The sequence below is a fragment of the Blastococcus sp. SYSU DS0552 genome, assembly GCF_054050815.1.
This window is the reverse complement of sequence record NZ_JBJHAB010000013.1, coordinates 33939-57316: the sequence shown is the minus strand read 5'-3', so window position 1 is coordinate 57316 and position 23378 is coordinate 33939. Positions and strand designations below refer to the sequence as shown.

At 75.5% G+C, this 23378-nt stretch carries 25 protein-coding genes; 15 read left to right on the top strand and 10 right to left on the bottom strand.

Annotated features, from left to right (window positions below):
* Nucleotides 1-10: 10 nt before the first annotated feature.
* On the top strand, nt 11-1552 hold the full coding sequence (locus ACI8AG_RS14235) for a class I adenylate-forming enzyme family protein (protein ID WP_456597570.1): 1542 nt from the start codon (nt 11-13) through the stop codon (nt 1550-1552).
* 38 nt (nt 1553-1590) lie between these two features.
* Here the strand turns inward: ACI8AG_RS14235 and ACI8AG_RS14230 are convergent, their stop codons facing one another.
* Entirely contained in the window at nt 1591-2886 is a 1296-nt protein-coding gene (locus ACI8AG_RS14230; protein ID WP_456597569.1) for a M18 family aminopeptidase, read from the bottom strand.
* 72 nt (nt 2887-2958) lie between these two features.
* Between ACI8AG_RS14230 and ACI8AG_RS14225 the strand changes: the two genes are divergently transcribed.
* From ACI8AG_RS14225 to ACI8AG_RS14205, 5 genes are all read left to right on the top strand, one after another.
* Nucleotides 2959-3846 carry an AAA family ATPase gene (locus tag ACI8AG_RS14225; protein WP_456597568.1) on the top strand — a complete coding sequence of 296 codons (888 nt, stop codon included), beginning with the start codon at nt 2959-2961 and terminating at the stop codon, nt 3844-3846.
* A complete protein-coding gene (locus tag ACI8AG_RS14220) occupies nt 3839-5020 on the top strand; it encodes a vWA domain-containing protein (protein ID WP_456597567.1) in 1182 nt (393 codons plus the stop codon). Before ACI8AG_RS14225 ends, ACI8AG_RS14220 begins: the two co-directional genes overlap by 8 nt.
* The gene (locus ACI8AG_RS14215; RefSeq protein WP_456597566.1) at nt 5001-6176 is read left to right on the top strand and encodes an XdhC family protein; all 1176 of its coding nucleotides are present in this window, start codon (nt 5001-5003) and stop codon (nt 6174-6176) included. Before ACI8AG_RS14220 ends, ACI8AG_RS14215 begins: the two co-directional genes overlap by 20 nt.
* 5 nt (nt 6177-6181) lie before the next feature.
* Nucleotides 6182-6754: an MOSC domain-containing protein gene (locus ACI8AG_RS14210; RefSeq protein ID WP_456597565.1), complete on the top strand. Its 573-nt coding sequence runs from the start codon at nt 6182-6184 to the stop codon at nt 6752-6754.
* 110 nt (nt 6755-6864) lie between these two features.
* On the top strand, nt 6865-7542 hold the full coding sequence (locus ACI8AG_RS14205; RefSeq protein WP_456597564.1) for a hypothetical protein: 678 nt from the start codon (nt 6865-6867) through the stop codon (nt 7540-7542).
* A 26-nt stretch (nt 7543-7568) separates the two neighbouring features.
* Here ACI8AG_RS14205 and ACI8AG_RS14200 read toward each other — a convergent pair whose 3' ends face one another.
* The 3 genes from ACI8AG_RS14200 to ACI8AG_RS14190 form a co-directional block, all read right to left on the bottom strand.
* Nucleotides 7569-8369, bottom strand: coding sequence for a vWA domain-containing protein (locus tag ACI8AG_RS14200; RefSeq protein ID WP_456597563.1), 801 nt, complete (start codon nt 8367-8369; stop codon nt 7569-7571).
* 215 nt (nt 8370-8584) lie between these two features.
* Nucleotides 8585-9478, bottom strand: a complete 894-nt coding sequence (locus ACI8AG_RS14195) for an AAA family ATPase (RefSeq protein WP_456597562.1) — start codon at nt 9476-9478, stop codon at nt 8585-8587.
* 141 nt (nt 9479-9619) lie between these two features.
* Nucleotides 9620-10792 carry an NDMA-dependent alcohol dehydrogenase gene (locus ACI8AG_RS14190; protein WP_456597561.1) on the bottom strand — a complete coding sequence of 391 codons (1173 nt, stop codon included), beginning with the start codon at nt 10790-10792 and terminating at the stop codon, nt 9620-9622.
* 122 nt (nt 10793-10914) lie between these two features.
* Between ACI8AG_RS14190 and ACI8AG_RS14185 the strand changes: the two genes are divergently transcribed.
* Nucleotides 10915-12357 (top strand): bifunctional 3-(3-hydroxy-phenyl)propionate/3-hydroxycinnamic acid hydroxylase, encoded by a 1443-nt coding sequence (locus ACI8AG_RS14185; RefSeq protein ID WP_456597560.1) that lies wholly within the window; start codon nt 10915-10917, stop codon nt 12355-12357.
* A gap of 105 nt (nt 12358-12462) precedes the next feature.
* Complete coding sequence (locus ACI8AG_RS14180; RefSeq protein ID WP_456597559.1) at nt 12463-12987, top strand: hypothetical protein; 525 nt, start codon at nt 12463-12465, stop codon at nt 12985-12987.
* Here the strand turns inward: ACI8AG_RS14180 and ACI8AG_RS14175 are convergent.
* The 3 genes from ACI8AG_RS14175 to mftR all read right to left on the bottom strand — a co-directional run bounded on the left by ACI8AG_RS14175 (nt 12984) and on the right by mftR (nt 15367).
* Nucleotides 12984-13400, bottom strand: coding sequence for a DUF1707 SHOCT-like domain-containing protein (locus ACI8AG_RS14175; RefSeq protein ID WP_456591161.1), 417 nt, complete (start codon nt 13398-13400; stop codon nt 12984-12986). The two genes, ACI8AG_RS14180 and ACI8AG_RS14175, sit on opposite strands and share 4 nt — an antisense overlap.
* Nucleotides 13401-13432: 32 nt before the next feature.
* Nucleotides 13433-14665 (bottom strand): pre-mycofactocin synthase MftD, encoded by a 1233-nt coding sequence (gene mftD, locus ACI8AG_RS14170; RefSeq protein ID WP_456591162.1) that lies wholly within the window; start codon nt 14663-14665, stop codon nt 13433-13435.
* Nucleotides 14666-14782: 117 nt separating this feature from the next.
* Complete coding sequence (gene mftR, locus ACI8AG_RS14165) at nt 14783-15367, bottom strand: mycofactocin system transcriptional regulator (protein WP_456591163.1); 585 nt, start codon at nt 15365-15367, stop codon at nt 14783-14785.
* A gap of 117 nt (nt 15368-15484) precedes the next feature.
* Here mftR and mftA point away from each other — a divergent pair, with 117 nt between their 5' ends.
* From mftA to mftC, 3 genes are read left to right on the top strand one after another with little or no spacing between them, the layout of a single operon-like run.
* Nucleotides 15485-15619 carry a mycofactocin precursor MftA gene (gene mftA / locus ACI8AG_RS14160; RefSeq protein WP_456591164.1) on the top strand — a complete coding sequence of 45 codons (135 nt, stop codon included), beginning with the start codon at nt 15485-15487 and terminating at the stop codon, nt 15617-15619.
* 8 nt (nt 15620-15627) lie between these two features.
* A complete protein-coding gene (gene mftB / locus ACI8AG_RS14155) occupies nt 15628-15945 on the top strand; it encodes a mycofactocin biosynthesis chaperone MftB (RefSeq protein WP_456597558.1) in 318 nt (105 codons plus the stop codon).
* Nucleotides 15942-17168 carry a mycofactocin radical SAM maturase gene (gene mftC / locus ACI8AG_RS14150; RefSeq protein WP_456591166.1) on the top strand — a complete coding sequence of 409 codons (1227 nt, stop codon included), beginning with the start codon at nt 15942-15944 and terminating at the stop codon, nt 17166-17168. The genes mftB and mftC overlap by 4 nt, the downstream gene beginning before the upstream one ends.
* A gap of 42 nt (nt 17169-17210) precedes the next feature.
* On the opposite strand, the gene ACI8AG_RS14145 is transcribed toward mftC, so the two are convergent.
* Nucleotides 17211-17690 carry a pyridoxamine 5'-phosphate oxidase family protein gene (locus ACI8AG_RS14145; protein ID WP_456597557.1) on the bottom strand — a complete coding sequence of 160 codons (480 nt, stop codon included), beginning with the start codon at nt 17688-17690 and terminating at the stop codon, nt 17211-17213.
* Nucleotides 17691-17728: 38 nt separating this feature from the next.
* Complete coding sequence (locus ACI8AG_RS14140; RefSeq protein WP_456597556.1) at nt 17729-18106, bottom strand: YchJ family protein; 378 nt, start codon at nt 18104-18106, stop codon at nt 17729-17731.
* Between the two features lie 33 nt (nt 18107-18139).
* Here ACI8AG_RS14140 and mftE point away from each other — a divergent pair, with 33 nt between their 5' ends.
* Nucleotides 18140-18835 carry a mycofactocin biosynthesis peptidyl-dipeptidase MftE gene (mftE, locus tag ACI8AG_RS14135; RefSeq protein ID WP_456597555.1) on the top strand — a complete coding sequence of 232 codons (696 nt, stop codon included), beginning with the start codon at nt 18140-18142 and terminating at the stop codon, nt 18833-18835.
* A gap of 36 nt (nt 18836-18871) precedes the next feature.
* On the opposite strand, the gene ACI8AG_RS14130 is transcribed toward mftE, so the two are convergent.
* Nucleotides 18872-19882, bottom strand: coding sequence for an iron-siderophore ABC transporter substrate-binding protein (locus ACI8AG_RS14130; protein WP_456597554.1), 1011 nt, complete (start codon nt 19880-19882; stop codon nt 18872-18874).
* 218 nt (nt 19883-20100) lie between these two features.
* On the opposite strand from ACI8AG_RS14130, the gene ACI8AG_RS14125 reads away from it, so the two are divergent.
* The 3 genes from ACI8AG_RS14125 (at nt 20101) to ACI8AG_RS14115 (ending at nt 23352) form a co-directional block, all read left to right on the top strand.
* Nucleotides 20101-20574, top strand: coding sequence for a cysteine hydrolase family protein (locus ACI8AG_RS14125; RefSeq protein WP_456597553.1), 474 nt, complete (start codon nt 20101-20103; stop codon nt 20572-20574).
* A complete protein-coding gene (gene mftF, locus ACI8AG_RS14120; RefSeq protein ID WP_456597552.1) occupies nt 20571-21980 on the top strand; it encodes a mycofactocin biosynthesis glycosyltransferase MftF in 1410 nt (469 codons plus the stop codon). Before ACI8AG_RS14125 ends, mftF begins: the two co-directional genes overlap by 4 nt.
* 106 nt (nt 21981-22086) lie before the next feature.
* Nucleotides 22087-23352: a multidrug effflux MFS transporter gene (locus ACI8AG_RS14115; RefSeq protein ID WP_456597551.1), complete on the top strand. Its 1266-nt coding sequence runs from the start codon at nt 22087-22089 to the stop codon at nt 23350-23352.
* The last annotated feature ends 26 nt before the right edge of the window (nt 23353-23378 follow it).

Below are 23378 nucleotides of genomic sequence, written 5' to 3'. Positions count from 1 at the left end.
GGATCCATCCATGCACCTGACCGCTGTGCTCGAGCGTGCCGCCCGCCTCGTGCCCACCAAGGAGGCCCTGGTCACCGACGACGGGGCGATCACCTACGCCGAGCTGCTGGACCGGGCCCGCCGGGCGGCCCGGGTGCTCATCGACGCCGGCGTCCGGCCCGGCGACCGGGTCGCGGTGATGACGTACAACACCCCGGGCTTCGTCATCGGTGCCTTCGGCACCTGGTTCGCCGGCGGGGTGCTGGTGCCGGTGAACCACAAGCTCGCCGTCCCCGAGGTCAGGTACGCCGTCGAGCACAGCGGCGCGACCGTGGGCGTCGTCGCCGGCGCCCTCGCCGGTACGGCGACCGAGGCCAGCCCGGGCACGACCTGGCTGACCACGGAGACCGGCGCCGGGGGGCTCCCCCACCTCGACACGCTGGTCGACGCGGCGACCCCTGTGGCCGGCCCGGCCGTGGACGACGACGCCTCCCCGGCCGAGATCCTCTACACGTCCGGCACGACGAGCTCTCCCAAGGGCTGCGTGCACACCCACCGCACCATCTCGGCGGTCGCGCCGCTGATCGTCAGCACCCTGGGGTTCACCCGGGACGAGCGGTTCCTGCTCGCGATGCCCATCTGGCACGCCGCCCCGCTGAACGACTGGCTGCTGACCATGGTGTTCCTCGGGGCCACCACGGTCCTGCAGCGCGAGTACGACCCCGCCGGTTTCCTGCGGGCGGTCGAGCGGCACCGCGTCACCGCGTTCTTCGGAGCGCCGATCGCCTACCTGGCACCGGTGCAGCTGGCGCGTGCGGGGCGGCTGTCGCTGGCCGACGCCGACCTGTCGAGCGTGGACAAGTGGCTCTACGGCGGCGCCCCGCTGGGCGAGCAGGTGGCCCGGGCGCTGGTCGACGCCTACGGCACCGACCGCTTCTTCCAGGTGTACGGGATGAGCGAGATGGGCCCGGTCGGCACGGCGCTGTACCCGGCCGAGCAGCTGGCGAAGGCCGGATCGATCGGCCGGGGTGGCATGCCCGGTGTCGATCTGCGCGTGGTCGCCGCCGACGGCACGGACGTCGGCCCGGGCGGCGTGGGCGAGATCTGGCTGCGCGCCGACACCCGCATGGCCGGCTACCACGGCAACGAGCAGGCCACGGCCGACGTGTTCGTCGGCCCCTGGTTCCGCACCGGCGACGTCGCCCGGGTGGACGAGGACGGCTACCTCTTCATCGTCGACCGGCTCAAGGACGTGATCATCGTCGGCGGGGAGAACGTGCACTCGCAGGAGGTCGAGGAGGTCCTGCGCGGTCACGACCGGATCGCCGACGTCGCCGTCGTCGGCCGGCCGCACGAGGAGTGGGGCGAGACCGTCGTGGCCGTCTGCGTGAGCGCGGACGGCGAGGAGATCACCCTGGACGAGGTGCGGGACTTCCTCGGGGACAAGCTCGCGCGGTACAAGCTCCCGCGCGAGGTGGTGACCGCCGACGTGCTGCCGCGCAACCCGTCGGGCAAGCTCACCAAGCAGGTCATCCGCGACGGCCTGGCCGAGCGGGCGCCGGCAGCCACCTGAGCCGGTGGACCGCCGGGCGCGGCCCGGCGGTCCACCGGTCAGCCAGCCAGGCAGGCGGTGAGTGCCCCCACCATGAGCGGCACGTCGCGGGCCGAGGCCAGCTCCCGGCAGGAGTGCATGGCGAGCATGGGGGCGCCGATGTCGACCGTGGTGACTCCCAGCCGGGTCGCCGTCAGCGGGCCGATGGTGCTCCCGCACGGCAGGTCCGCCCGCGTGACGAACGTCTGCACCGGGACGCCGGCGTCGTCGCAGCGCTCGGTGAACCAGCCCCCGGAGGCCGCGTCGGTGGCGTAGGCCTGGTTGGCGTTCACCTTGAGCACCGGCCCGCCGCCGAGCTCGGGCCGGTGCGCCGGCTCGTGCCGCTCGGCGCGCGTCGGGTGCACGGCGTGGGCCATGTCGGCCGACACGAGCACCGACCGGGCCAGCGCCCGGTGCACCGCCTGCGCATCCGCAGGAGCGGTCGCCGCGGCCAGCCGCTGGACGACGTCCTCGAGGAAGCTGCCGCGGGCGCCGGACATGGAGCCGCTGCCCACCTCCTCGTGGTCGTTGCAGACCAGCAGCTGCGTGCGTGCCCCGGCCGGTGCGGCCAGCAGGGCCAGCAGCCCGGAGTGGCAGCAGGCCAGGTCGTCGAGCCGGGGGGCGGCCACCCAGGAGCCGTCCGCCCCGGCGCGCGACGCCGGCTGGGTGTCGGCCAGCACCAGGTCGGTGCCGACGACGTCGCCGGCGTCCACCCCGGCCGTGGCGGCGAGGGCCTCGGTGAGCCCCGGCCCGGTGCCGAGATCGCGGTCCCACACCGGCACCAGGTGCTGCTGCGGGTCGAGGGTCAGCCCCTCGCGGACGCTCCGGTCGAGGTGGATGGCGAGGGAGGGCAGCCGCAGCGGGGCGCCGGGCAGCCGCACCAGGGTCGTCCCGCCCCCGCGCAGCACCAGCCTCCCGGCCACGGTCAGCTCCCGGTCCAGCCAGGTGTGCCACAGCCCGCCGCCGTAGGGCTCGACGCCCACCAGGCGGTACCCCGACTGCCGGACGTCGTTGCGCGGCCGCACCTTGAACGTCGGCGAGTCGGTGTGCGCGCCGACCAGCCGCATCCCGGTCTCGGCCAGCGGGCCGCTGCCCATCCGGAAGGCGATGAGGCTGCCGTGCCGGACGACGAAGTGCTGCCCGCCGGGCGCCGGTGCCCAGGAGTCCGCCTCGGCCAGCTCGGTGAATCCGGCTGCGCGCAGCCGGCGCGCCAGCTCGGCGACCGCGTGTGCGGGGGACGGCGAGGCGTCGACGAAGGCGCGCAGGTCGTCGCCGAGGGCGAGCTCGTCGGTCGGGGCGGCATCCGGCGTCGGCATGCGGTCATCGTGCCCGACGCCCGGACGGAGGCGGGGGAGCGGGAGGAAGCGCCCAGGTGGGATGCTCGGGAGGTGAGCCAGCGCACGGTCCCCGGGAGCCCCGACGAGCTGTCCGCCGCCCTGGCGGGCACCGGCTACCTCGCCGACGAGGGGCTGGCCACCGCCGCGCACCTGGCGCTGGCCATGCACCGGCCGCTGTTCCTCGAGGGCGAGGCCGGCGTCGGGAAGACGGCGCTGGCCCAGGCGCTCGCGGAGATCACCGGCCGGCCGCTCTACCGGCTGCAGTGCTACGAGGGGCTCGAGGCCAGCCAGGCGCTCTACGACTGGGACTTCGGCCGTCAGCTGCTGCACCTGCGCGCCGCCGAGGCCGCGCACGCCGCCGACGACCCCGCGCGGCTGGAGGCCTCGCTCTACGACCGCCGGTTCCTCCTGGCCCGGCCGCTGCTGCAGGCGCTGGAGGACTCCCCGAGCGTGCTGCTCGTCGACGAGGTGGACCGCGCCGACGACGAGTTCGAGGCGTTCCTGCTGGAGGTGCTGTCGGACTTCACCATCTCCATCCCGGAGCTCGGCACGGTGCGGGCGGAGACCCCGCCGCTGGTGGTCCTCACCTCCAACCGCACCCGCGAGGTGCACGACGCGCTCAAGCGGCGCTGCCTGTACCACTGGCTGGCGCACCCCGACTTCGACCGCGAGGTGGCGATCCTGCGCCGTCGGCTGCCCCAGGTCACCGACGAGCTGGCCCGGCAGGTGGCCCGGGCGACGGCGACGCTGCGCACCCTCGACCTGCTCAAGCCGCCCGGGGTCGCGGAGGCGATGGACTGGGCGACGGCGCTGCACACGCTCGGGGCCCGGGACCTGGACCCCGACCTGGCGGCGCGGACGCTCGGCGCGGTGCTCAAGTACCGGGAGGACACCGATCGGGTGCGGTCGCTGGACCCGGAGGCGCTGCTCGGTGGCTGACGCGTCGGGGACGGCGGAGCGGGACGTCGTCGACACCGTGCTGGGCTTCGCCCGGACGCTGCGGCACGCGGGCGTGACCGCCTCCCCGGACCGGGTCCAGGCCATGCTCGCCGCCCTGGGCCACCTCGACGTCCTCCAGCCGTCGGCGGTCTACTGGGCCGGCCGGCTGACCCTCTGCGCCGGCCCCGACGACCTCGACCGCTACGACGCGGCCTTCCTGGCCTGGTTCTCCGGGCGACGCCCCCGTCCCGCGCCCGCCTCGGTGCAGGTGCGGCCGCAGCTGGCCGCGAGCGCGCCGCTCGACGCGGGCACCGGCGAGGGGGACGAGGACCCCGACACCCCCGACCTGGCCGCCCGCGCCAGCGCGGACGAGGTGCTGCGACACCGTGACGTCGCCGGGCTGACCGACGCCGAGCGCGCCCACCTGCGCCGGTTGTTCGCCCTGCTGGTCCCGGCCGCCCCGATGCGCCCGGCCCGGCGACGGCGGCCGGCGGCCCACGGCGGTGTGCACCCGGGCCGGACCGTGCGCCGGGCGCTGCGCGAGGGCGGCGAGGTCAGCCGGCTGGTGCACCGCCGCCCGCGGCCGCGCCCCCGCCGCGTCGTGCTGCTGGTCGACGTCTCCGGGTCGATGACGCCCTACGCCGACGCCCTGCTGCGGTTCGCCCACGCGGCGGTGCGGGCCCGGCCGGCGTCGACCGAGGTATTCACGATCGGCACCCGGCTGACCCGGGTCACCCGCGAGCTGCGGCTGCGCGACCCGGACCGGGCGCTGGCCGCCGGGGGGCAGGCGATCCCCGACTGGTCCGGCGGTACCCGGCTCGGCGAGGTGCTCAAGGCCTTCCTCGACCGGTGGGGCCAGCGCGGCACCGCGCGCGGCGCCGTGGTGGTGGTGTGCAGCGACGGCTGGGAGCGTGGGGACACCGGGCTGCTCCGGGAGCAGATGGCCCGGCTGCGGCGGCTCGCGCACGCCGTCGTCTGGGTCAACCCGCACAAGGGCCGGACGGGGTACGAGCCCCTCACCGGCGGGATGCAGGCGGCGCTGCCGTCGGTCGACCACTTCGTGGCCGGGCACAGCATGGCCGCGTTCGAGGAGCTGTCGGGAGTGCTGCAGGAGCCGCGCGGGCAGCACCGGAGATCTGGGGAGGAGTTGCCGGATGCGAGACGTGCTCGATGACCTGGTCGGCTGGTGGCAGGCGGGGGAGACCGTCGGCGTGGGCACCGTGGTGGGCACCTGGCGCTCGGCGCCCCGGCCCGCCGGCGCGTCGATGCTGGTCGGACCCGACGGCACGGCGGTGGGCAGCGTCTCCGGCGGCTGCGTCGAGGGCGCGGTGTACGAGGAGGCCAGGGACGCCGTCGCCACCGGGGAGCCCACGCTGCGCCGGTACGGGGTCAGCGACGACGACGCCTTCTCCGTCGGGCTGACCTGCGGCGGGATCCTCGACGTCTTCGTGGAGGCGGTGTCGCGCGAGTCCTTCCCCGAGCTGGGGGAGGTCGCGGAGTCGGTGGGGCGGCACGAGCCGGTCGCCGTCGTCACCGTGGTCGCCGGCCCCGACGACCGGCTGGGGCGCCGTCTGGTGCTCTGGCCCGACCGGTCCTCGGGGACGCTGGGCTCGCGACGGCTGGACGACGCCGTGGCCGACGACGCCCGCGGCATGCTCGTCGGCGGCCGCACCGGGCTGCTGCACGTGGGGCGCGACGGCGAGCGGCGCGGCGACGACCTCACCCTGTTCGTGAACTCCTTCGCCCCGGCCGCCCGCATGGTGGTGTTCGGCGCCATCGACTTCGCCGCCGCCGTCGCCCGGGTCGGTGCGTTCCTGGGCTACCGGGTCACCGTCTGCGACGCCCGGCCGGTGTTCGCCACCCCCAAGCGGTTCCCGGAGGCGCACGAGGTGGTGGTCGAGTGGCCGCACCGCTACCTGCAGGCCGAGGTCGACGCCGGACGCATCGACGAGCGGACGGTGCTCTGCGTGCTCACCCACGACCCGAAGTTCGACGTCCCGCTGCTGGAGGTGGCGCTGCGCACCCCGGTCGCCTATGTCGGGGCGATGGGCTCGCGGCGCACCCACGACGAGCGCCTCGTCCGGTTGCGCGAAGCCGGGCTGGGCGACGAGGAGCTGGCCCGGCTCTCCTCGCCGATCGGCCTGGACCTCGGTGCCCGCACCCCGGAGGAGACGGCGGTGTCGATCGCCGCGGAGATCATCCAGGGGCGCTGGGGCGGCAGCGGCCGGCGGCTGGCCGAGGTCTCGGGCCCCATCCATCAAGGACCCCCCGGCCCCCCGCCACTCGCAGGCTCGCGACGGGCCCCTGCCGAGGGGCCGAGAGACCGCTGAGGGACGTGTCCGCGCTCCCCTTCCGCTACGGGGTGGAGGTCGTGGGTCTGCTGGCCGCGCCGGCGCACCGGTACGACGGCCGCCCCGGCGCGGCGGTGCCTGCGCAGGCCGACGACCGGCGGGAGCGGCTGGAGATCCGGGCGGGGGTCGGCATCGCCGGGGACCGGTACGCCGGGCGGCCGGCCCACCGGGACGCCCAGGTCACGGTGCTGGCGGTGGAGTCGCTGGAGTCGCTCGCCGCCGAACTGGGCGCCCCGCCGTTCGACCCGCTGCTGGCCCGGCGGAACGTGGTGCTGCGGGGTGCCGAGGTGGAGGCGCTCCGCGGCCGGGAGTCCGCGCTGGACTGCGGCGCGGGACCGGTGCTGCTGCGCGGCGGGCGGGCGGCGAACCCCTGCGCCTGGATGGACCTGGTCCTCGCGCCCGGCGCGCACCGCGGGATGCGCGGTCGCGGCGGGGTGCGCTGCGCGGCGCTCTCCGACGGCCGGCTCGAGCTGGGGCCCGCCGTCCTGACCAGCGCCGTGCCGCTGGATCCCGCCGCGGCCGGGCGGGCCCGTTCCCTGGCGCCGGGTCGGCGCTGACCTGCGACACGCCGGGCGGACCGGCTGCTGGCGGTCGCGCCGCACGCCCCGCAGTATTCCGTCCGGCCGGACGCCCGAGATCCGGAGACGTGTACTCCGGAGGTCCTCCCGTGCGCATGCGCATCCCCCAGCTCGCCGTCGCCGCCGCGAGCGCCCTGCTCCTCACCGCCTGCGGGAGCAGCAGCCCGCTCGACGGCATGACCGGGCCCGAGGTCGCCGACGCGGCCGCCGACGCCCTGGAGGAGGCCGGTTCGTTCCACGTCACCGGCACCATGGCGGAGGGCGGCGAGGAGGGCGAGCTCGACCTGCACCTGCAGGGCGACGACGTCACCGGTTCGGTGACCATGGGCGGGTCCGAGATCGAGCTGCTCCGGGTCGACGGCGAGGTGTACCTGCAGGCACCGTCGGACTTCTGGGCCTCCTTCGGCATGCCGGCGGAGATGGCCTCGCAGTTCGACGGCCGCTGGGTGATCGTCCCCGGTGAGGCCGTGGCCGAGTTCGAGGAGATCTCACTCGACGGTTTCGTCCAGCAGTTCCGCGACCCGGACAGCGAGATCGCCGAGGAGGTCAGCTCCGAGGAGCTCGACGGCGAGGACGTGGTGGTCGTCGAGCAGGAGGACGGCAGCCGGTTGTTCGTCGCCGACGACGAGCCGGCCTACCCGCTGCAGGTCACGACCGGCGAGGGCGGCGACTCCGGCACCGTCACCTTCAGCCGGTTCGGCGAGGAGGAGGAGATCTCCGCCCCCGCCGACCCGATCGACCTCATGTCGATGATGGGCGTCTCCTGACGCCTGCTGCCCCGGCGTCGCGCCGGTCAGCCCAGCAGCTCCCGAACGGCTGACGGGGCCTGCGACGCCCGGTGCAGCGCGGCCACCCTCCCGCCGCCGGCGGCGGCGAGGGTGGTGCAGGAGGTCATCGCCTCGTCCTCGGACGACAGTGCGAGCACCTGGAGCCGCGCCGGTACGCGAGCCAGCGACGCCGCGGCGTCCACCGGGTCGGGGCTGTCGGTCGCGACGCCGTCGGAGAGCAGCAGCACGTGGCGCTCGGCGGCGCGGGAGCGCGCGAGCTGCGTCGCCGCCGTCCGCAGCGCCAGCTCGAGGTCGGTGGTGCCGCCGCCCCTGAGGTCGCAGAGCCGGTCGACGACGACGTCCGCGCGGGGATCGGCCGACAGCGGGCGCAGCACCACGGCCTTCGACCAGAAGGCGACGACGCCGAGCTCGTCGCCCGGCCGCATGCGCTGGGCGAGGGCCGACGCCGTGAGCACCGCGGCGGCGAGTTCGTCCCCGGCCACCGACCCCGACGCGTCGACGAGCAGGACCACCGCGCGGCCGGTGGAGCGCCAGCCCCTCGTGTGCAGGTGCTCGGCGCGCCACCGGGGCTCGGCCCCCCGCGCGGCCAGCGTCGCGTCGAGGTCGACGTCCGAACCGGTCGGGTCGCGCCGGGTGACCATCCGGCTGGTGCCGGGGCGGTCGGGAGTGCCGGTGCGCGGGTTGCCCAGGGGCAGCCGTGCGGCCAGCGCCCGCGCCGCGGCGCGCAGCCGGGGGTCGAACGCGCGGGCGGCCGCGGCGAGCACCCGGGCGGCGGCGTCCGGGTCGCGGGCGGCCAGGTCGGCCACGGCCTCGGCGTCGAGGGTCCCCGCCTCCGGTGAGACGGTGTCGAAGTCCGGGTTGCTGCGCGAGAGCTCGTCTCGGCTGGACCGGCGCGCGCCCTGGGCACGCAGCAGCTCATCGACCTGCTCGGGGTCCTCGACGACGCGGGGCGGGCCCGACGCCGGTCGCTCGCCGGCCGGCGCCGGCGGGGGTGGCGGCCCGGGGGACGCCTCCCCGGGCGTCAGGCTTTTCCCAGCTCCTCACCGGCCCGGCGCCAGATGTCGGCGACGACGTCCTCCACCGGGCGCGCCACGCCGTCGCCCCGGGTCACCTTGCCGGTGAGCGCGGCGAGGGCGGCGTCGAGCCCGGTCGCCTCCTGCAGGGGGGAGGTCTCCCGGACGGCGGCGAGCTCCACGGCGATCAGCACCGTGTCGATCGCCCCCCGCACGGAGGCGCCGATGCGCAGCTCGGGGTGGTCGCGCGTGATGCGGACCGCCCGCACCGCCCGGGCGACCAGCGTTGCCTCCCCACCGGTCACCGCCTCGACCACCCGCAGCTCGGCGTCCTCGTCCTGGTAGGCCATCGCCACCCGGCAGGAGCGGTCGTAGAGGGCCGGCGTGACCCGCGCGGTGCCCACCGCGTCGAACGGGTTCATCGCCGCCACCAGCCGGAAGGTGGGCCGCGCCGCGACCCGGCCGTAGCGGGGCACGTGCATCTCCCGCTCGGAGAGGACACCGAGCAGGACGTTCATCGTCTCCTCGGGGACCCGGTTGAACTCCTCGACGTAGAGCAGCGAACCCTCGGTCATGGCCCGGGTGAGCGGCCCCTGCACGAAGTTCTCCGGCCGGTAGTCCTCGGTGAGGACCCGGGAGGCGTCGTGGTGGCCGACCAGCCGGGTGGGTGTCAGCTCCGCGTTGCCCTCGACGAGCACGAGGGGGACCCCGGCGCCGTCGGCCAGGGCGCGCAGCAGCGTGGTCTTGCCCGTGCCGGGTGGGCCCTCCAGCACGACGTTGCGCCCGGCGGAGAGCGCGGCGGCGACCACCTCCGCCTCCCGCAGGCGGTCCACCACGCGCTGGCGCGCCACGCGGACCATCCCGCCCACGTCGAGGTGGGCGGCGCTGCGCGTGCTGGTCACGATCCTGTCCCGGCCGGTGCCACGTCCTGGCTCAGCTCCCGTCGTCCTGGCTCACCTGGTGTGGTCCTGGCTCACAGTCGACCGTGAGCCAGGACCCCTGATGATCAGGTGACCTGATCATCAGGGGTCGGAGGCCGGGGCTCAGTCGTAGACGATGACGCCGCGGATGTTCTTGCCGGCGTGCAGGTCCTCGTAGCCCTGGTTGATGTCGTCGAGCTTGTACCGCTTGGTGATCAGCTCGTCGAGCTTGATGGCACCCTCCTGGTAGAGCCGCAGCATCTTCAGCATGTCGGCGCTGGGGTTCTGGTCCCCGAACAGCGCGCCCCGGATCTCCTTGGTGAACAGCGCCAGCATGCTCGGGTTGATCGGGATGCCGACGTCGGTGAGGTCGCCGAGGCCGGTGATGACCACCCGGCCGCCCTTGCCGAGCGCCTCGACGCCCTGGGCGACGTGCTCGCCCTTGAGCACGCCCACGGTGATCAGGACCTTGTCCGCGCCCTGGCCGTTGGTGACGCTGCGACCGAACTCGGCGGCCTCGTCGATGCTCGCGAAGGCGTGCGTGGCGCCCAGCTCCATCGCCTTCTCGCGCTTGAAGTCGATGGGGTCGACGGCGATGACGTGGCTCGCGCCGGCGTGCGCAGCGCCCTGGACGGCGTTGATCCCGATGCCGCCGATACCCATGACGATGACGGTGTCGCCGGCCCGCACCTCGCCGGCCTGCACGGCGGTGCCCCAGCCGGTGCCGACGCCGCAGCCGACCAGGCAGGCGACGTCGAGCGGGATGTCCTTCGGGATCTTGACCGTGGAGCGGACGTCGACCGTCGTCACCTCGGCGAACGTGCCCAGCCCGCACATCTGGCCGACCGGGGTGCCGTCGGAGGTCTGGAAGCGGAAGCTCTCGGCGTCGTCCCAGCGGGAGCCGACCAGGAGGTTGGCGCCGGAGTCGCAGATGTACTGCTGGCCGTTCGCGCAGTACCGGCAACGGCCGCAGCCGGGGAGGAAGGAGAAGACGACGTGGTCACCCTCCGCGAAGTCCTTCGTCCCGGGGCCCACCGCGGTGACGACGCCGGCGCCCTCGTGGCCGCCGAGGAAGGGGTAGTGCCCGACGGGCATGTCCCCGGTGGCGATGTGGTCGTCGGAGTGGCACATGCCGGAGGCGGCGAGCTTGACCTGGAGCTCACCGACCTGGGGGTCGTCGGCGACCAGGTCGGTGATCTCCCACTTGCCGGGGGCTGAGCGCAGGATCGCGCCGCGGGTGTTCACGGGCACAGGAACCTCCTCGTCGCCCTCGTCGTCGAGGGCCGTCCACCTCATGCGCGGGCACGCATGCCTGCCGCGCACGCTATGACCCCGATCACACCCTGGGAAGGGGCATGCAACGTTGGCGCCGGGCCCACCGGCCTCGGTGCAACGTTCGGGGCACGCACACTGGTCCGGTGCCCCGCCCTCCGGTCGTCGTCGTCGGCGCGGGGCCCGTCGGGCTCACCGCCGCGCTGCTCCTGGCTCGCACCGGGCTCCCCGTCGTCGTCGTGGAGCGGCACGCGGCCCCCTATCCGCTGCCCCGCGCGGTGCACCTGGACGACGAGGTGTTCCGCGTGCTGCAGGCGGCCGGCGTGGCCGACGACGTCGCTCGCCGCTGCCGGCCGATGGCCGGGCTGCGCCTGCTGGACGCCGCCCACCGGGTGCTGGCGGAGTTCCGGCGCGCCCCGGACGCCGGCACGAACGGCTGGCCGCAGGGATCGTTCGTGCACCAGCCCGATCTGGAGGAGGTGCTGGCGGCCGCGGTCGCGTCGACGCCCGGGATCGAGGTGCACCGCGGGAGCGAGGTGACCGGGCTCGACCAGGACGGCGGCGGGGTGACCGTGCGGGTGACCGACCGAACCTCCGGGGCGGACCGGTCCGTCCGCGCGGTGGGGGTCCTCGGCTGCGACGGCGCGAACAGCACCGTGCGGCAGCTGATCGGCGCCCGGATGCGTGACCTCGGCCCCGCCGACCGCTGGCTCGTGGTCGATGCGCGCGCGCCGGTCCCGCTGCCGGTCTGGCCGGGGGTGCACCAGGTCTGCGACCCGGGCCGGGCGGCCACGTTCATGCCGGTGACCGGCGACCGCTACCGCTGGGAGTTCAGGTTGGTGCCAGGGGAGACGGCCGAGGAGCTCGCCGACCCGGCCTCGCTGGCGGCGCTGCTGGCCCCGGTCGCCCGCGGCACCGGGGTTGAGGTGGTCCGTGCAGTGGAGTACACGTTCCGGGCGCAGGTGGCCGACCGCTGGCGCGACGGCCGGGTGCTGCTGACCGGCGACGCCGCCCACCTCACCCCGCCGTTCGTGGGGCAGGGCCTGGGCCTGGGGCTGCGCGATGTGCACCAGCTGGCCTGGAAGCTCGCCGCCGTGCTGGCCGGGGAGTCCGGTGAGGAGCTGCTGGACACGTACCAGGCCGAGCGCGAGCCGCATGCCCGGGCGCTGATCCGGGTGGCGCTGCTGCTCGGGCGGCTGATCACCGGCGGCGGGCGCGGGGGCGCCGTCGCGCGCCGGGTCGTGCTGGCCGCCGTCCGACGGATCCCGGCCGTCGCCCGGCTGGCCACCGACAGCCGGACGCCGCCGCTGCGCCGCGGTCCGCTGGTCGACCGCGGCGGTCGGGCCGGCCGCCGGCTGGCCGGGACGCTGGTCCCGCAGCCGGAGGTGCTCGTCGACGGCCGGCCGTGCCGGCTGGACGACGTCCTCGGCGAGGGGTGGGCCGAGCTGTCCGCGGAGCTCGTGGTGCGCCGGGCCGACGGGACGGAGGTGCGGATCGCCGATCCCAGCGGCACGCTGCGCCGATGGCTGGGGTCGGCCACCGCGGTGCGGGTCCGCCCCGACCGCATCGTGGCCGCCGTCCGCCGGTGAGGCTCCCGCCCACCACCGAGAGCCGGTGCACCCGGACGGGTGTTCCGGCCGAGGAGGGCGCCTCGACCGCTTGTCCCGGCGGGCGGGCGTGGTGATCCTCGGTCGGTGAACGAGTGGTTGACGCGGGCGTCGCGCACGCAACTGGGGCTGATCATGGGGCTCTTCTGCGGGGCGGGTGCGGCGTTCGGCGTCGCGGTCCTCGGCGGGCAGGGCTGGAGCGCTGCCGTGCCCGGAGCCGTCGGAGCGGCGATCGGTGGAGGCCTGGTCGGGGCGACGCTGATGCACGGACAGCTCCGGCGCCAGGCAGAGGCGGTCGGCGTGCTGGGGGGACGCGCCCGGCGCGCCGCCGGGCGGGCGTCGCTGCGGGGGCCCGTACCCGAGGACCCGGAGACCCGCGCCGCCGCCTACGCGCTGGTGGAGCACGCACTCGCCGAACGCCGGCGCAACCGCGTTCCCAGCGTGGTCGGCGCGGTGGTCCTCCTCGCGATGACGGTCTACCTGGCCGTGCAGGCGTCACCCTGGTGGTGGGTCGGGGTGGCGGTCCTGGCCGGGTTGCTGGCGTACGGCTGGTTCGTGCTGCCCCGGCGGTTGCGGCGCCGGGCCGAGCTGCTGGACCCCGACGCCGGCTAGCGCGGCCGGCCGATGCCGACCGCGTAGAGGGTGCCCAGCACGGCACCCGGCGGGAGCGCCACGTAGAGCCACCACGGGTGGATCCCGCCCACGGTGGCCTCGAGGATCCCCCAGACCACCAGGTTCACCAGGCTGATGCACGCCCAGATGATCACGAGCACCTTCATCGCGGTGCCGGCGTCGTCGTCGCTGAACGCCCGGCGCGGCCCCGGGGGCGGGGGCAGCGCGGGCAGGTCGGCGGTGACCCGGGCAAGGTCGCCCCGGGTCCGCGCCGCCCACACGGCCTGCACCCGCTCGTCGAACTCGTGCAGGTCGAGCTGCCCGGCGTCGTGCGCCCGCTGCAGCCCGGCCTGCACGTCGGCGCGCTCGGCGTCGGAGATGCGGAGGTCCTCGGGGCGGACCGGCTGGCTCACACCGGACATCCTGGCAGGCGTCCGGCCCGGCGTCAGGCCTCGCGGCGCCGCCGGGCCGGGGAGGTGGCCAGGAGCGCGTTCTCCACCGCGGTGTCGCCGAGTGCCCGCTCGAACCCCGGGGGGACGACGAGGTCGTCGCGGGAGAGGTCGGCGACGTCGGAACGGCCGAGGCCGACCATCGCCGAGCCGAGCCCGTCGCGCAGCAGGTCGAGGACGTTCTCCACCCCGGCCTGGCCGTTGGCGGCGAGGCCCCAGAGGTAGGCGCGGCCGATCATGACCGCCTTCGCGCCCAGCGCCAGGGCCTTGGCGACGTCGCCACCGCGCCGGATCCCGCCGTCGAGCAGCACCTCGATCTGGTCGCCCACCGCGTCGGCGACCGCGGGCAGGGCCCGGACCGAGGCGGGGGTGCCGTCGAGGTTGTTGCCGCCGTGGTTGCTCACCGAGATGGCGGTGACGCCGGCGTCGACGGCGCGCTTGGCGTCGTCCACCCGCATGACGCCCTTGAGCATGAACGGGCCGTCCCACTGGGAGCGCAGCCAGGCGACGTCCTCCCACGTGGGCATCGGCGACTGTTGCCACATGCCGTAGGCGCCGAAGAACGTCGGCGCCGGCTCGCCCGGCGTCGCCACCATGTTGGGCACGGTGAGGTCGGGCAGCTTGCGGGTCCTCGCGAAGTCCAGCAGCCAGCGCGGCTTGACCAGCACCTGCGGCGCGTACTTGCGGGCGGCCTGGAAGTCGATCTTCTCCGGGATGAACGGGCTGCCCCAGTCGCGGCCGTAGGCGAACGACCAGTCGAGGGTCGCGATCATCCCGACGGCCCCGGCCTGCTTCGCCCGGTCCATCCGGGCGAGCATCTCGTCGCGCGTGCCCACCCAGTACATCTGGAAGAACGTCTGCGGGTTGGCTGCGACGACCTCCTCGATCGGCTTGCTGGCGAAGCTCGACAGGCCCATGGCCACCCCGCGGGCGGCAGCGGCCCGCGCGACGGCCACCTCACCGTCGGGGTGGACGGCCTGCACGCCGGTCGGGCTGATCATGACCGGCATCGACATGGGCTGGCCCATGACCGTCACGGCCGTGTTCCGCTCGTTGGCCAGCCCGGCGGTGTGCGGCGCGAAGCCGATCTCGGCGAAGGCGGCGAGGTTGTCCTCGAGGGTCAGGCCGCGCTCGGAGCCGGCGACCAGCGCGCCGTAGACGCCCTTCGGCAGCCGCTTCTTCGCCCGGCGCTGCGCCTCGGCGACCGATTCGAACCACGCGTTGGCCATGGGCATCTCCTTCGTCGGCCCGGTGCGCCGGGCGGTGGGTCGGCGCGAGGCCGGTGGCACTGAGTGTCAGGCTAGCGCCGTGGGTGAGACGGCGGCCACACCGGCCGCCCGGACGGGTCAGCCGCGCAGGCTGGGGAAGCCCGCCGCCATCTCGTCGAACGCCAGGTGCAGGTGCCCGGTCAGGGACGACGCGTCGTCGGCGAGCCAGGCCTCGAAGGCCGTCGTCGCCGCTGCGCGCGTGCTCGCCGCGACCAGGCGGGGCAGCAGCCCGCTGGGGGAGCTGCCCGTCCGGGCGGCGACGTGCTGGGCGACGACCCGGTCGACCTCGGCGAAGCGCAGCTGGCTGTGGGCCAGCAGGGCGGGCTCGGTGAGGATCAGCCGCATGCGCTCCCGCAGCAGCGGCAGCTCGGCTGCCGGGTAGTCGTTGACCTCGAGGTACGCCGCGCAGACCGAGGTGAGCACCGGCTGCGCCGGGTCGGCCGCGGCGAGCAGCTGCTGGAGCCGGGCGACGTGACCGGCGAAGTCGCCCCACACGGCGTCGGCCTTGGTGGGGAAGTAGCGGAAGAAGGTCCGGCGGCTGATGCCGGCGGAGTCGGCGACCTCGTCGCTGGTGACCTCCTCGAAGCCGCGCACGGTGAAGAGGTCCAGGGCCGCGCGCTCGACCCGGGCGCGCCCCGCCGGCGCCGTCCTCGTCTCCACCACGCGCGCATTCTGCCCGGTGGGCGTGGCGCCCGGCGCCCGCCGACCCCGCTCTTGCTCCTGGCACCGGGTGTCACTAACGTCCGCCTCGACCATGTGACCGCGTTCACGGAGGCCCCCATGCCCGAGCCCACCCAGACCGACGTCGCCGCCGCCGAGTTCCGGACCCCCGAGGCCCCCGCCACCGAGGAGGCCCTCGTCGAGGAGTCGCTCGTCGAGGAGGTCTCCATCGACGGCATGTGCGGCGTGTACTGATCGACGCCGTGCCGACGACGAACGGGACCGGCCCGGCGACCGGGACGGCCGCCGCCTTCGACGCGGAGCTGCCCTGGCGCCGGGCCCGTTCCGTCGCGCTGCGGCCGGAGCCGTTCGGCGCGCTCGTCTACCACTTCGGCAACCGGAAGCTGTCGTTCCTGAAGTCGAAGACGCTGGTCGCGGTCGTCGAGGCGCTGGGCGACCACCCCAGCGCGGCGGCGGCCCTGACCGCGTGCGGCGTCCCCGACGCCCAGCGCGGCGCCTACGTGAAGGCGCTGGCCGACCTCGCCCGCTCGCAGATGATCGAACGCCGGGAGACCCAGTGACCGCAGTGCTGCCCGCCCGCCCCGAGCGCCCCACCGGCGGGCGGCTGATCGACCAGTTCGAGTACGGGCTGGACGCCCCGATCTGCCTGACCTGGGAGCTCACCTACGCCTGCAACCTGGCGTGCGCCCACTGCCTGTCCTCCTCGGGCCGGCGCGACCCGCGCGAGCTCTCCACCGCCGAGGCCGAGGCGGTCATCGACGAGCTGCAGCGGATGCAGGTCTTCTACGTCAACGTCGGCGGCGGCGAGCCCACGGTGCGGCCGGACTTCTGGCACCTGCTCGACTACGCCATCGGCCACGACGTCGGGGTCAAGTTCTCCACCAACGGCGTCAAGCTGGACAAGCAGCGGGCCGCGCAGCTGGCCCGCACCGACTACGTCGACGTGCAGATCTCCCTGGACGGCGCCACCGCCGAGGTCAACGACCGCGTCCGCGGCACCGGCTCCTACGCCACCGCGATCCGGGCGTTGGAGAACCTGGCCGAGGCCGGGATGAAGGACTTCAAGGTCTCCGTCGTCGTCACCCGGGAGAACGCCGGCCAGCTGGACGAGTTCAAGGCGCTCACCGACTCCTTCGGCGCCCAGCTGCGGATCACCCGGCTGCGCCCCTCGGGCCGCGGGGCCGACGTCTGGGACCAGCTGCACCCGACGGCCCAGCAGCAGCGGGAGCTGTACGACTGGCTGCTGGCCAACGGCGAGGGCGTGCTGACCGGCGACTCGTTCTTCCACCTGTCGGCGTTCGGCGAGGCGCTGCCGGGGCTCAACCTCTGCGGCGCCGGCCGGGTGGTCTGCCTGATCGACCCGGTGGGCGACGTCTACGCCTGCCCGTTCGCCATCCACGAGAACTTCCTCGCCGGCAACGTGCGCTCACCCGGCGGCTTCCGGAAGGTGTGGCAGGAGAGCGAGCTGTTCGCCGACCTGCGCAGCCCGCAGACCGGCGGCGCCTGCACGAAGTGCGCGCACTTCGACGCCTGCCGCGGTGGCTGCATGGCCGCGAAGTTCTTCACCGGGCTGCCGCTGGACGGCCCCGACCCCGAGTGCGTGCAGGGCTACGGGGAGACGGCGCTGGCGGCCCGCGACGTCGAGCTGGTCACCCCGCGCAGCCACATCGACCACTCGCACAAGGGCCCGGTCCGCGGGCAGCCCACGCTGCTCGGCATGCCCGCGCTGCCGCCGGCGAAGGCCTGCGACGAGTCGCCCCTGGCGGGCCTCGACCTGCGCTGAACCCCGGCGCCGGCCCGCGGGGCCGGCGCCGGGCGGCCGCTGCTAGAGGTCGACCTTCTTGTTCTCCCCCGCGTCGATCCGCTCGCCGGTGGCCTTGGCCTTCACGAAGCTGAACGCGGTGGCCAGCCGGCCGCCCGGGCTGTCCCAGTACTCCGCCGAGTCGCCCTCGACCTTGATCAGCACGACGTCGCGGTCCTCGGGGCGGTTCGGGAACCAGGCCTCGACGCCGCCGTTCCACAGCTCCTTCTTCTTGGCCAGGTCGTCCACCACGACGGCGTGACCGGTGAGCGACACCCAGGTGCCGCCGGAGCCGATGCCGACGTTCACCTGGGGCTGCGCGGCGATGTGCGCCACCGGGTGGGAGCCGCGCTCGGCGAAGAACCAGAGGTCGCCGTCGAACTCGACCTCCTGCAGCGTCATCGGGTGGCTGGTCAGCTTCCCGCCGGGAGCGATCGTGGTGAGGAAGCCGAAGCGCTCCCCCTTGATCAGCTCGGCGACCTTGCGGGTGTCCTCGGTACTCATGCCGGGCTGGTGCCCACGGTGGTCCCGCCCGACACCCCTCAGCGCGCGTCGAGGTAGCGCCAGGCGCCGTCCTCCCGGACGAACCGGCTGATCTCGTGCTGGCTGCCACGCTGGCCGCCGGCGACGTACCAGGCGCGGAACTCCACGGTCCCCTCGGTGGCGAGCAGCCCGCCGCCGGTGGTCGCGAGCACGTCCAGGCCGGTCCAGCGCACCTGCGGATCGAGCTCCACCGACGCCGGCCGGGTGGTGGAGTGCCAGCTGGTCAGCAGGTGGCCGGCGTCGCCGACGGCGAAGGCGCTGTACCGCGACCGCATGAGCTGCTCGGCGGTGGCCGCCGTCGCCTCGCCGGCGTGCAGGCGTCCGCAGCACTCGGCGTAGGGCAGGCCGGTGCCGCACGGGCAGCGTCGGGGAGCCATGGGGCCAGTCTGCCGTCGTGCGAGGCTGGCCCGGTGACCTCCCTCGGCGACGCCACCTGGCCAGAGCTGCCCGAGCGGCCGCTCCTCGTCGTCCCCCTGGGATCGGTGGAGCAGCACGGCCCGCACCTGCCGCTGGCGACCGACACCCGGACGGCGGAGACGGTGGCGCAGGCCGCGGTGCCCGGGATCGGTGGCGCGCTGCTCGCCCCGGCGATCCCCTACGGGGCGAGCGGGGAGCACGAGGGGTTCCCGGGCACGGTGTCGATCGGCACGGAGGCGCTGACGACCCTGCTCGTGGAGTACGGGCGATCGGCCTGCCGCTGGGCGGGGCGGGTGCTGGTCGTCAACGGCCACGGGGGCAACTACTCCGCCCTGCGGGCGGCGGTGCCGCTGCTCCGGGCCGAGGGGCGGGACGTGGCCTGGTGGCAGCTCGCCGTTGCCGGCGGCGACGCCCACGCCGGCCGCACCGAGACGTCGCTCATGTTGCACGTGGAACCTGCTGGGGTCCGCCGGGAACGGGCGGAGGCGGGGGAGACGGCGCCGCTGCGGGAGCTGCTGCCCCGGATGCGCGCCGAGGGCGTGCGGGCGGTCAGCCCGAACGGGGTGCTCGGGGACCCGGCGGGCGCGTCGGCGGCCGAGGGGGCGGAGCTGGTGGCGGACCTGGCCGGCCGGCTGGCTGCCGCCGTGGCGACCTGGCGCATCGACGACGCGGGGCGGCTCCGGGAGTGATCCCGGAACCGCCCCGCGCCGGAGGTGGTGGCCCGATCAGTTCAGGGCGTCGGCGAACAGCGGCACGCTGTTCTCGATCGCGTACAGCAGGCCCGGTGCCGAGGCGCTGGAGAAGGCGTTGAGCAGCGTCAGGTCGTCGAGGACGACGGCGCGACCCTCCTGGACGGCGGGCAGCGACTGCCACACCGGGCTGCCGGTGAACGCCGAGGCCTCGACGAAGATCGGGAAGACCACGGTCAGCTCGGCGTCGAGCAGGGTGAGCTGCTCCTCGCCGATGGGCACAAAGAAGTTCTCGGTCGCCAGCGCCTCGATCTCGGCCTTGTTCTCGAAGCCGAGCTGCTCCATGAACTGCACCCGCGAGTCGCCGGTGAGGTAGACGTTCCAGCCCTCGGCGGAGTAGGCGCCGACGGCGACCTCGGTGCCCTGGAACTCGGGGTGCTCCTCCCGGGCCTGCTCGAACGCCGCCTCGACCTCGGCCGCGAGCTCGTCGGCCTCCTCGCCCCTGCCGAGCGCCTCGCCGATCATCTCCAGCTGCTGCTGCCAGGTCGTCTGGTACGGGCCGACCCCTTCGGGCTGGCCGATCGTCGGGGCGATCTCGTTCAGCAGGTCGTAGCGCTCCTGGTCGCCGGACGAGCGGGTGTCGAGGATGAGGTCGGGCTGCAGCGCCGCTATCTGCTCGAAGCTGGGCTCGAGCGTGCCGATGATCACGGGGGGCTCGTCGTAGCCCTGCTCGACCCAGTCCCCGAGACCGTCGTCGCCGCCGACCGCCAGCCAGTCGCTGGCGCCCACCGGCTCCACACCGAGCGCGAGGGCGGTCTCGGCGTCGGACCAGCCGAGCGCCACCACCCGCTCGGGCTCCTCCTCGACCGTGACCTCGCCGAAGGCGGTCTCCACCGTCACGGGGAACGCCGACGACGAGTTCCCGGTCGTGTTCCCGGCCGCCCCGCCGTCGGAGGTGGCGGGCTCGTCGCCGGAACCGCAGCCGGTGACGACGAGAGCGGTGGCCGCGAGCGCGGCGGCACCCCGGAGGGCGGAAGGGAAAGGCATGACACAACTCCTTGGCGGGTCAGGTAAGGGTGACCTAAGCACAAGAACCTGGGAGCGGGGCGGCCGGGACCGGATCGTTACTGTCGCGGGGCCCGTACGGCGGGAGCCGAGGGCACCGACGCGCGAGGAGGGCCGGGCATGAGCGGGGCGATCGAGGGCCGCGAGGGCTGGCTGGTCGTGATCGACCTGCAGCACGTCTTCGGCGAGCAGGACTCGCCGTGGACCGCGCCGCGGTTCGAGGAGTCCGCCCGCGCGTCCGCCGGCTGGTCGAGGCGTTCGGCGAGCGGGTGGTCTGGACCCGGTTCGTGGCGCCCGCGGAGCCGGTGGGGGCGTGGAAGGAGTACTACGCGCAGTACGACTTCGCGCTGCAGCCCCCCGACGCGCGGTGCTACCAGCTCGTCGAGGACCCGGGCGGCGCCCCGGTCGTGGACGCCACCACGTTCGGCAAGTGGGGGCCGCGGCTGGCCGAGGTGGTCGGCGAGGGTCCTCTCACCGTCGCCGGGGTGGCCACCGACTGCTGCGTCATCTCCACCGTGCTCCCGGCGGCCGACGCGGGGGTGCACGTCCGCGTGGTCACCGACGCGTGCGCCGGGGCGGGCGACGAGGAGCACGAGCGGGCCCTGCAGGTGATGGCCGGCTACGCACCCCTGGTCTCGTTCGCCACGACGGACGAGGTCCTGGCGCAGGGATGATCCCCGCCCCGCCGGAGCGCCGGCTGCCCGACGGGTTCGCCGTGCGGCTCGACCCGCGCACCCGCCGGCGCGACGGCGGCGCGACCCTGCTCGGGGGTTCCCCGCTGCGGCTGATCCGGCTGTCCCCGCGCGCGGCGGGGCTGCTGGCCACCGACCGCCTGGTGGTCGGCGACGCGACCGGTGCCGCCCTGGCCGCGCGGCTCCTCGACGCCGGCCTCGCCCACCCGGAGCCGCCGCCGGACGCCGGCGGGGCGGACGTGACCGTCGTCGTCCCGGTGAAGGACCGACCGGCCGGGCTTGGCCGGCTGCTCGCCGCGCTGCGCGCCGATCCGCGGACGGCGGCTGTGCCCGTGGTCGTCGTCGACGACGGCTCGGCGGCGCCGGTCACCGCTCCCGACGGCGTCCGCGTCCTCCGGCACGAGGTGTCCCGGGGCCCGGCGGCTGCCCGCAACGCCGGCCTGGCCGCGGCAGGCACCGAGCTGGTCGCGTTCCTCGACTCCGACTGCGTCCCCCTCCCGGGCTGGCTGGGCCGGCTGCGGCCGCACCTGGCCGATCCCCGGCTGGCCGTGGTGGGCCCCCGGATCGTGCCGCTGGCGGGCGCGGCACGCGGGTGGACGAGCCCCTACGAGGACGTCGCCGGCGCGCTCGACATGGGCCCGGAGCCGGCGGCGGTGCGGCCGCTGTCGGCGGTGTCCTACCTGCCGAGCGCGGCCCTGCTGGTGCGCCGGTCGGCCCTGGGCGCGGGCTTCGACGAGGCGATGCGGGTCGCCGAGGACGTCGACCTGGTCTGGCGGCTGACCGCGGCGGGCTGGCGGGTGCGGTACGAACCGGCGGCCGAGGTCGCGCACGAGCACCCGGCGCGCACCGCAGACTGGCTGCGGCGGCGCGCCTTCTACGGCACCGGCGCCGCCCTGCTGGCCGCGCGGCACGGGTCGGCGGTGTCCCCCCTGGTGATCGCGCCGGAGACGGCGCTCACCTGGGCGCTGCTGCTCGCCGGGAGGCGGTGGGGGCGGGCGGCCGGGGTCGCCGTGCTGGGGGTCACCGTGGCCCGGCTCGCGCGCCGGCTGGCCCGGCCGGGGGAGGCCGTCCCGGCCGCGCTCGCCACCGGCCTCGTGGTGCGCGGCCTCGCCGCGTCGGGCCGGGCGCTGACCCGCGCGGCCACCCGGCACCACTGGCCGGTGGCCGCCGCCGGGGCGATCGCCTCCCGGCGCGTGCGCAGGGCCGTGCTGGCGGCGGCGCTCGCCGACGGGTTGCTGGCCTGGACACCGCACCGGGGCCGGGTCGGACCGGTCCGTCACCTCCTGGCGCGGCGGCTCGACGACCTCGCCTACGGGGCGGGCCTGTGGGCCGGGGCCGTGCGGGCCCGCGACGTCCGGCCCCTGCTGCCGGCGCGCCCACCCCGCTGACGACCCGCCCGGCCGCGGAATGCGCGGCGGGCCTCGCGCCTTGCACGGCGTCGTACTGCGGTTCGACCAGCGTGGGTCCCGCTCAGCACCGATCGACGGGAAACCCGTGACCACCACCCAGGACCGCCCCCAGCCGCAGGCGACCCCCGATGCGCCCGCGCGACCGGGCGCCGCCCGCACCGCGCTGACGCTCGGCGCCTTCGTCGCCCTCGGCCCGCTGACCATCGACATGTACCTGCCGGCGCTGCCCAGCATCACCAGCGACCTGCTCACCACCTCGGCGACCGTGCAGCTGACCCTCACCGGCACGCTGATCGGCCTGGCGCTCGGTCAGCTGGTGCTCGGCCCGCTGTCGGACGCGTACGGCCGCCGCGGGCCGCTGCTGGCCGGCACCGCGCTGCACGTCGTCGCCTCGCTGCTCGTGCTCGTCGCGCCGACCATCGCCGTCCTCGGCGCGCTGCGGGTGCTGCAGGGCGTGGGCGCCGCCTCCGGCGCGGTCATCGCCCTCGCCGTGGTACGCGACCTCTACGACGGCCGCGCCGCGGCGACGATGCTCTCCCGGCTGTTCCTGGTGCTCGGCGCCGCGCCGGTGCTGGCGCCCACCATCGGCGGGGAGATCCTGCGCTTCACCACCTGGCGCGGGGTGTTCGGCGTGCTGGCGGCCTACGGCCTGCTGCTGCTGGTCGTCGGGTGGGCGACGCTGCGGGAGACCCTGCCGCCCGCGCGGCGGAGCAGCGCCGGGGTGCTCGGGACGCTGCGGGTCTACCGCGGCCTGTTGCACGACCGCGTCTACGTCGGGCTGGTGCTGGTCGCCGGCCTCACGATGGCCGGGCTGTTCAGCTACGTCTCCGGCTCCGCGTTCGTCTACCAGGACCAGTTCGGGCTCGACGAGCAGCAGTTCGGGCTGCTGTTCGGCGCCGGCGCGTTCTGGCTGATCGCCGCCACCCAGCTCAACCCGCTGCTGCTGCGCCGCTGGTCGCCGCAGACGCTCCTCGTGGCCGGCACCGTGGCCGGCGCGCTCGCCGGCGCCGCGCTGGTCGGGCTGGCCGGCACGGGGACCGGTGGCCTGGTCGCCGTCACCGGGGCGCTGTGGGCGGTGCTGTTCGCGTGCGGGCTCGCGCTGCCCAACGCCCCGGCGCTGGCGCTGTCCCGGCACGGCGAGGCGGCCGGGAGCGCGGCGGCCCTGCTGGGCGCCATCCAGTTCGGCGTCGGCGCGGCGGTCTCCCCGGTCGTCGGCCTCCTGGGCAACGACGCGGTGGCGATCGGCCTCGTCGTCGTCACGGCGCTGGTCCTGGCGATCGTCGTGCTGGCCGCCGTCGTCCGGCCGTGGCAGCTGCCGGCCGGGGATGCGGCGGCGGCCCCGGCGCACTGACCCGCGCCGGCCGCTCTGGTGGAAAC

What these genes read in the sequence shown, in the direction of transcription:
- ACI8AG_RS14140 (WP_456597556.1), bottom strand. Translation starts at nt 18,106, where the DNA reads ATGGCTCCCCGACGCTGCCCGTGCGGCACCGGCCTGCCCTACGCCGAG.
- ACI8AG_RS14235 (WP_456597570.1), top strand. Translation starts at nt 11, where the DNA reads ATGCACCTGACCGCTGTGCTCGAGCGTGCCGCCCGCCTCGTGCCCACC.
- ACI8AG_RS14215 (WP_456597566.1), top strand. Translation starts at nt 5,001, where the DNA reads ATGCGAGACGTGCTCGATGACCTGGTCGGCTGGTGGCAGGCGGGGGAG.
- ACI8AG_RS14230 (WP_456597569.1), bottom strand. Translation starts at nt 2,886, where the DNA reads ATGCCGACGCCGGATGCCGCCCCGACCGACGAGCTCGCCCTCGGCGAC.
- mftF (WP_456597552.1), top strand. Translation starts at nt 20,571, where the DNA reads ATGATCCCCGCCCCGCCGGAGCGCCGGCTGCCCGACGGGTTCGCCGTG.
- ACI8AG_RS14145 (WP_456597557.1), bottom strand. Translation starts at nt 17,690, where the DNA reads ATGAGTACCGAGGACACCCGCAAGGTCGCCGAGCTGATCAAGGGGGAG.
- ACI8AG_RS14190 (WP_456597561.1), bottom strand. Translation starts at nt 10,792, where the DNA reads ATGAGGTGGACGGCCCTCGACGACGAGGGCGACGAGGAGGTTCCTGTG.
- mftA (WP_456591164.1), top strand. Translation starts at nt 15,485, where the DNA reads ATGCCCGAGCCCACCCAGACCGACGTCGCCGCCGCCGAGTTCCGGACC.
- ACI8AG_RS14130 (WP_456597554.1), bottom strand. Translation starts at nt 19,882, where the DNA reads ATGCCTTTCCCTTCCGCCCTCCGGGGTGCCGCCGCGCTCGCGGCCACC.
- mftD (WP_456591162.1), bottom strand. Translation starts at nt 14,665, where the DNA reads ATGGCCAACGCGTGGTTCGAATCGGTCGCCGAGGCGCAGCGCCGGGCG.